This is a genomic window from Mycobacterium sp. NGS64 (assembly GCF_059812245.1).
The window spans coordinates 43,169-49,393 of record NZ_JCALCI010000017.1 but is presented as its reverse complement, the minus strand read 5'-3'; the positions used below and the strand labels follow the sequence as shown (position 1 = coordinate 49,393).

General features: G+C 71.2%; 8 protein-coding genes. 3 read left to right on the top strand and 5 right to left on the bottom strand.

Annotated elements, in window-relative coordinates; all coding sequences use genetic code 11:
• The 3 genes from AC5Y4S_RS28690 to AC5Y4S_RS28680 all read left to right on the top strand — a co-directional run.
• A partial coding sequence (locus AC5Y4S_RS28690; protein ID WP_500035920.1) for a hypothetical protein occupies positions 1-236 on the top strand: 236 nt, incomplete at its 5' end.
• A 14-nt stretch (positions 237-250) separates the two neighbouring features.
• On the top strand, positions 251-907 hold the full coding sequence (locus AC5Y4S_RS28685) for a glycosyltransferase family 2 protein (RefSeq protein WP_500035919.1): 657 nt from the start codon (positions 251-253) through the stop codon (positions 905-907).
• Positions 904-1,566: a TIGR04282 family arsenosugar biosynthesis glycosyltransferase gene (locus AC5Y4S_RS28680; RefSeq protein ID WP_500035918.1), complete on the top strand. Its 663-nt coding sequence runs from the start codon at positions 904-906 to the stop codon at positions 1,564-1,566. The genes AC5Y4S_RS28685 and AC5Y4S_RS28680 overlap by 4 nt, the downstream gene beginning before the upstream one ends.
• Positions 1,567-1,804: 238 nt before the next feature.
• Here AC5Y4S_RS28680 and AC5Y4S_RS28675 read toward each other — a convergent pair whose 3' ends face one another.
• From AC5Y4S_RS28675 to AC5Y4S_RS28655, 5 genes are all read right to left on the bottom strand, one after another.
• The gene (locus tag AC5Y4S_RS28675; RefSeq protein WP_500035917.1) at positions 1,805-3,157 is read right to left on the bottom strand and encodes a hypothetical protein; all 1,353 of its coding nucleotides are present in this window, start codon (positions 3,155-3,157) and stop codon (positions 1,805-1,807) included.
• A gap of 14 nt (positions 3,158-3,171) precedes the next feature.
• Positions 3,172-4,248, bottom strand: coding sequence for an o-succinylbenzoate--CoA ligase (gene menE, locus AC5Y4S_RS28670; RefSeq protein WP_500035922.1), 1,077 nt, complete (start codon positions 4,246-4,248; stop codon positions 3,172-3,174).
• 68 nt (positions 4,249-4,316) lie between these two features.
• On the bottom strand, positions 4,317-4,622 hold the full coding sequence (locus AC5Y4S_RS28665) for a DUF3349 domain-containing protein (protein WP_500035916.1): 306 nt from the start codon (positions 4,620-4,622) through the stop codon (positions 4,317-4,319).
• A gap of 46 nt (positions 4,623-4,668) precedes the next feature.
• Positions 4,669-4,968, bottom strand: a complete 300-nt coding sequence (locus AC5Y4S_RS28660; RefSeq protein ID WP_068109538.1) for a hypothetical protein — start codon at positions 4,966-4,968, stop codon at positions 4,669-4,671.
• Complete coding sequence (locus AC5Y4S_RS28655; RefSeq protein ID WP_068177496.1) at positions 4,965-6,182, bottom strand: inorganic phosphate transporter; 1,218 nt, start codon at positions 6,180-6,182, stop codon at positions 4,965-4,967. Before AC5Y4S_RS28655 ends, AC5Y4S_RS28660 begins: the two co-directional genes overlap by 4 nt.
• Positions 6,183-6,225 lie beyond the last annotated feature (43 nt).

Below are 6,225 nucleotides of genomic sequence, written 5' to 3'. Positions count from 1 at the left end.
AGCCGACGACGACGCTGGCCCCGAAGGTGACCACCACGCAGGCGCCGGTGACGACGCAGGCGCCGGTGACGACGCAGGCACCCCCGCCGACGACGCAGGCGCCGCCGCCGACGAAACCGCAGACGCAGCAAACCATTCCGCCGCAGACGCAGCAGACCGTTCCGCATACCCAGCAGCCGGTGACCCCGCAGCAGCCGGTGACTCCGAAGCCGCCGCCGGCCACCACCCATCACTGATCGCGGCCCAGCGCATGCCCGACGACGCGGTCACGGTGGTGTTGCCCTGCCTCAACGAAGAGGAGTCGCTGCCGGGGGTGCTGGCGGCCATCCCCGCGGGTTATCGGGCGCTGGTCGTCGACAACAACAGCACCGACCAAACCGCGGCGGTGGCAACCCGTTTCGGCGCCCGGGTGGTCGCCGAGCCGCGGGCCGGCTACGGGTCGGCGGTGCACGCCGGCGTGGTGGCCGCGACGACCCCGATCGTCGCGGTCATCGATGCCGACGGCTCCATGGACCCCGGCGACCTGCCGCGGCTGGTCGCCGCACTCGAATGCGGCGCCGACCTGGTGACCGGGCGGCGGCGGCCGGTGCCCGGGCTGCACTGGCCGTGGGTCGCGCGGGTGGGCACCGTGGTGATGAGCTGGCGGCTGCGCACCCGCCACGGCCTGCCGGTGCACGACATCGCGCCGATGCGCGTCGCCCGGCGCGACGCGCTGCTGAACCTCGGCGTCGCCGACCGGCGATCGGGCTACCCGCTGGAATTGCTCGTCCGGGCCGCCGCGGCCGGCTGGCGCGTGGTCGAGCTCGACGTCAGCTACGGCCCACGCACCGGTGGCAAGTCGAAGGTCAGCGGATCGCTGCGGGGCAGCATCACCGCGATCCTGGACTTCTGGAAGGTGATCTCGTGAGCGTCCTGCCGGTGACCGTCCTGGTGGTCGCCAAGGCGCCCGAGCCGGGCCGGGCCAAGACGCGCCTCGCGGCGACCGTCGGTGACCGCGTGGCCGCCGACATCGCCGCCGCCGCGCTGCTGGACACGCTGGACGCCGTGGCCGCCGCGCCGGTCGCGGCGCGGGTGGTGGCGCTGACCGGCGATCTCGCAGCGGCGGCGGGCGCCGCCGAGATCCGGCGACGGCTCGAGTCGTTCACCGTGATCGCGCAGCGCGGGGACGACTTCGCCGACCGGCTCGCCAACGCCCACGCCGACTCGGCGGACGGATACCCGGTACTGCAAATCGGGATGGACACCCCCCAGGTCACCGCCGAGCTGCTGGCCGACTGCGCGCGCCGCCTGCTCGACGCGCCGGCAATCCTGGGGCTGGCGCACGACGGCGGCTGGTGGGTGCTGGGCGTCCGCGCGCCGGCGATGGCCGAATGCCTGCGCGGTGTGCCGATGTCTCGGCCCGACACCGGGGAATTGACGTTGAAAGCGTTGCGCGACGACGGCATCGACGTGATATCGGTGCAACTCCTGGCCGACATCGACGTGGCCGACGACGTCGGCGCGGTCCGCGACGCGTGCCCGGCCGCCAGTCGCTTCGCGCGGGTCACCCGCGCGGCCGGGCTCTAATGCGTGTGAATCCATGGCTTTTCGTGTGAACCCTTGGCGGAAAAATCGCCGAAATCCCGCCGTGGATACACACGCAAAGCCGTCGGTTCACACGCATAACCGTCGGTTCACACTTGCCGTGGCGGCGCCGTCTTCCGCGCATTGCGTGTGTGAATCCATGGCTTTTCGTGTGAACTCTGGGCGGAAAAATCGAAATCCCGCCCTGTATGCACACGCAAAGCCCTCAGTTCACACGCAATCACCAATTGGTGACGATGACGGTGTTCACGACCAACGCCCCGACGGCGTTGACCGCCAGCCACAGTCGGTGTGAGCGCACCGGCAGCAGCGCGGGCGCCGCGGTCAGCCAGACGGTGAACGGCAGCCAGATCCGCTCGACCTCGGCCTTGCTCAGCATGGAAAGGTCCGCACACGCGACGGCGGCCAGCATCGCCAGCAGCACCAGGTGGAAGCCGGAGCGCCGGCGGATGGCGGACCGGTCGAACACCCGCGTGATGCCGGCGACGCTGCCCAATCCGATCGCGCACACCACGCTGGCCAGGTTGGCCCACACCCAATACTGAAACGGCCGGTCCTTGGCGATGCCCTGCCAATAGCGTTGCTGCACAAGGGCATACCCGTCGAACCAATAAAATCCCGCGACGGCGAACGCCACCGCCACCGCCAGCGCGGCCAGCGCCGCGGGGCCGACCGCGCGCAGCACCGCGCGCCAGTCGGTCGCCGAGACCAGCACCGCCCACGCCGGCAGCCCCAGCAGCATCAGGCCGTAGCTCAGGAAGACGCTCCACCCCAGCAGCAGGCCCGCGCCGGCGGCCACCAACGCGGGGAACCGGACGGGGCGGCGCACCGCCACGGCCAACAGCGCCAGCCCCCACGCCGCAACCCCGGCGAAATAGCCGTCGGCCGAGACCGCGACCCAGATCGCCGTCGGGGCGACCGCGACGAACGGCGCCGCCCGCCGCGCGGTCTGTTCGTCGGCCAGCGCGCGCACCGCGACCACGACGGCCGCCGCCGCGCTGGACCCGGCCAGCAGGCACAGCAGCCCGGCCCAGGCGCCGCCGTGCAACCCGATCCGGTCCAGCCAGACGAACGTCAGGAGCGCGCCCGGCGGATGCCCCGACACGTGCGTCACCCACGAGTTCGGTTGGTAGTCGACGATGCGACTGGAGAACGTGCGCACCGCGGCGGGGATGTCGGTGATGCTGGGCACCTGCGACAGGTACTCGTCCCTGGTGGTCAGCCGCCCGGCGAAGCCGCGTTGCCAGCCGTCGATCAGCGCCAGCGCGAACGCCCATGCGCAAGCGGTGGCCCACGTCCCGAGCGTCAGCGCCCGCCACGAAAGCCGTTGCGCCACACGGGGACCCCACACCACGGCGGCCACCGCGATCAGGATGGCCGCCCCGGTTCCCCAGCTGGCGTGGATCTCCCACGCCCCGAAGATGGGCGTGGCCCCGGTGCGCGTGCCGAACCGCTCCTGGGCGACGTCCAGCCGCGGCCGAACCCCCCAGTGCAGGTGCGGCAGCACGAACGCCGCCGCCACCAGCACGGCCGCGAGCGCGACGGCAACTGACTCCCGTCGCGCGACCCTCACGGTCGCCCAGCCTATTAGTCCGTGCCGGAGAACCGGCGCACCAGCGCCGCGCGGTCGACCTTGCCGATGCCGCGCCGCGGCAGCGCGTCCACCACGTGCAGCTCGCGGGGCGCGGCGGTCGCCTCCAGCGCACGGCTGACATGGGCACGCAGCGCCTCGAGCGTCGGCGCGTCGCAGCCCTCGCGCACCACGATCGCCGCGACCACCCGCTGCCCCAGCCGGTCGTCGGCCAGGCCGAACACCGCGCAGTCGCCGACGGCGGGGTGGGTGCTCAGCGCGGCCTCGACCGGCTGCGGCAGCACGGTCAGCCCGCCGGTGCTGATCGCGTCGTCGGCCCGGCCCAGCACGGTCAGCACCCCCCTGCCGTCGATCGCGCCCAGGTCGTCGGTGTGAAACCAGCCCGGCTCGGCGAACGGGTCGGGCTCCACCGGGTTGCGATACCCGCTGGCCAGCGTCGCGCCGCCGATGACGATGCGCCCGCTGGGCGCCACCCGCAGCGCCACCCCGTCCAGCGGGAGGCCATCGTAGACGCAACCCCCCGCGGTCTCGCTCATCCCATATGTGCGCACCACCGCGATGCCCGCCGCCGCGGCGGCGTCCAGGATCGGCCGCGGGGCCGGCCCGCCGCCGAGCAGCACCGCGTCCAATTCGGCGAGCGCGCCCGCGGCCGACGGGTCGGCGAGGGCCTTGGCCAGCTGGGCGGCGACGAGCGACGCATACCGCCGCCCGGCCCCCAATCGCCTTACGGCAGAAGGCAATTCGGTGACATCGAAGCCATGGGAGACGTCCAGCTCGACGGGCGTCGAGCCGGCGAGCACGCTGCGCACCAGCACCTGCACCCCGGCGATGTGGTACGGCGGCAACGCCAGCAGCCAGGCGCCGGGCCCGCCGAGGCGGTCGTGGGTGGCCGTCGCGCTGGCGGTCAGGGCGGCGGCGGTCAGCAGCGCGCCCTTCGGTGCACCGGTGGTGCCCGACGTCGTCACGACCAGGGCCACATCGTCGTCGATGGGCTCACCCACCCGCAGCCCGGCCGCCGTGCGGTCGTCGTCGGCCGGCAGCGTTACCAGCGCCGAATCACGCCCGCCCAGCACCCGCTCCAGGGCGGGCAACAACAACGGGGCGGCGGAGCCCGACGCGACGCGGAGCGCGCGCAGCAGGGCTATGCGGGGTCCTCCGCGGCGCCGCTGGGCTCGTCGAACGGCCAACCGTGGGCGGCCAACCGCGCCCGCACCCGCTCCACGTCCCCTTCGGACGGCAACTCGTCGGTGATCTTGCTGATCGCCACACCGATGTCGATGTCGTCGAAACAGCCGCGCTCCATGAGTTCGCGCGCCACGGCGATGACCTCGTCGTGACCCAATCGTCGGGTCAGCAGGGCGAGCACCGGGAAGGTGTCGGTCGGCGGGACGCCCTCGGGGTATCCCGCGCGCAACCACGACACAATCGAACTGAGGAATCCGTTCACGTTGCTCTCACTCCGCGCGGGGGATGGCTGGGTGGACGATTCAATCCTACTTGGGCTTGGCTCCCAAGAACGCCTGTCCCGTCTGGTGCGCGATGAAGTCGCGCGAGATGTACAGCAGGGCGAACAGGATCACGGCCAGCACTATTGCGTAGATGACCCAGGCGATCCCCAGCAGCACCGGGTTCTTGTGCGGCGGGCTGCCGTCGGGGCTGACCTCTCCGCTCCCGACCGCCTGGAACCGCAGCCCGAGGGCGAACATCCCCGGCAGGAACGCCCCGGCCAGCATGCTGAAGATCAGGATCCGCAGGGAGGCCTGGTAGTTGAACCAGTCGCTGAAGTGGCTCATGAGGGGTTCCCCGCGCTCACGGTGTCGTCGTCGGACCCCACCTTGGACCCTCTATCGGACGGCGGATGTCCGTCGCCCTCGAGGCCGGCGGTGAGGCTGCCTTCCCATTCGGCGTTGACGTTCTTGTGGTCGACCTTGACCCGCCGCGACCGGATGTAGATCAACGTGGAGACCGCGACCAGCAGCCCGAAGCCGATGATCGCCCCGGGGTAGCCGCCGATGAGGTGGACGGTCCAGTAGGTGATCGCCCCGACCAATCCGGCCAACGGGAGCGTGATCAGCCACGCGGTCACCATCCGGCCGGCCACGCCCCAGCGGACCTCGCCACCGGGCTTGCCCAGCCCGCTGCCCATCACCGAGCCGGTGCAGACCTGCGTCGTCGACAGCGCGTATCCGAAGTGGGTGGACAGCAAAATGACTGCGGCCGAGGACGATTCGGCGGCCATGCCCTGCGGTGACTTGATCTCGACGAGTCCCTTGCCCAGGGTGCGGATGATCCGCCAACCGCCCAGGTAGGTGCCTGCCGCCATCGCCAGGGCGCAACAGAGGATGACCCAGAACGGTGGCGACGCCTCGGTCTTGCTGACCGCGCCGTACGACATCAGCGCCAGGAAGATGATGCCCATCGTCTTCTGGGCGTCACCCGTGCCGTGCGCTAGGGAGACCAGCGACGCCGACCCCCACTGGCCGTACCGGAAGCCCGCCTCGGTGCGCGACGTGTCGAGGCCGCGGGTGACGCGGTAGACCAGCCAGGTCGCGATCGCCCCGACCAGGATGGCCAGGATCGCGGCGACGACGGCCGGGATCAGCACCTTGGACACCAAACCCTTCCAGATCACCCCGTGCGAGCCGACGGCCGCGAGTGTGGCGCCGACGATGCCGCCGATCAGCGCGTGCGACGAGCTGGAGGGGATGCCGAGGAGCCAGGTGAGCAGGTTCCAGACGATGCCGCCGACCAGGCCGGCAAACACCAGTTCCAGCGTCACGATGTGCCCGTCGATGAGGCCTTTGGCGATCGTGGCCGCGACGGCGGTGGACATGAACGCGCCCACCAGGTTCAGCACCGCCGACAACGCGACAGCGGCCTTGGGCGCCAGCGCCCCACTGGCGATGGACGTTGCCATCGCGTTGCCGGTGTCGTGGAAGCCGTTGGTGAAATCGAATGCGAGTGCCGTGATTACGACAATGATTAGGAGGAACAAATCGATGTTCACAGCGCCTGATTCTCGTAGTAGGGGGATTAAATTGTCGAACCCA

Coding starts and splice junctions, on each gene's coding strand:
- AC5Y4S_RS28685 (WP_500035919.1), top strand. CDS start 251: ATGCCCGACGACGCGGTCACGGTGGTGTTGCCCTGCCTCAACGAAGAG.
- AC5Y4S_RS28660 (WP_068109538.1), bottom strand. CDS start 4,968: ATGAGCCACTTCAGCGACTGGTTCAACTACCAGGCCTCCCTGCGGATC.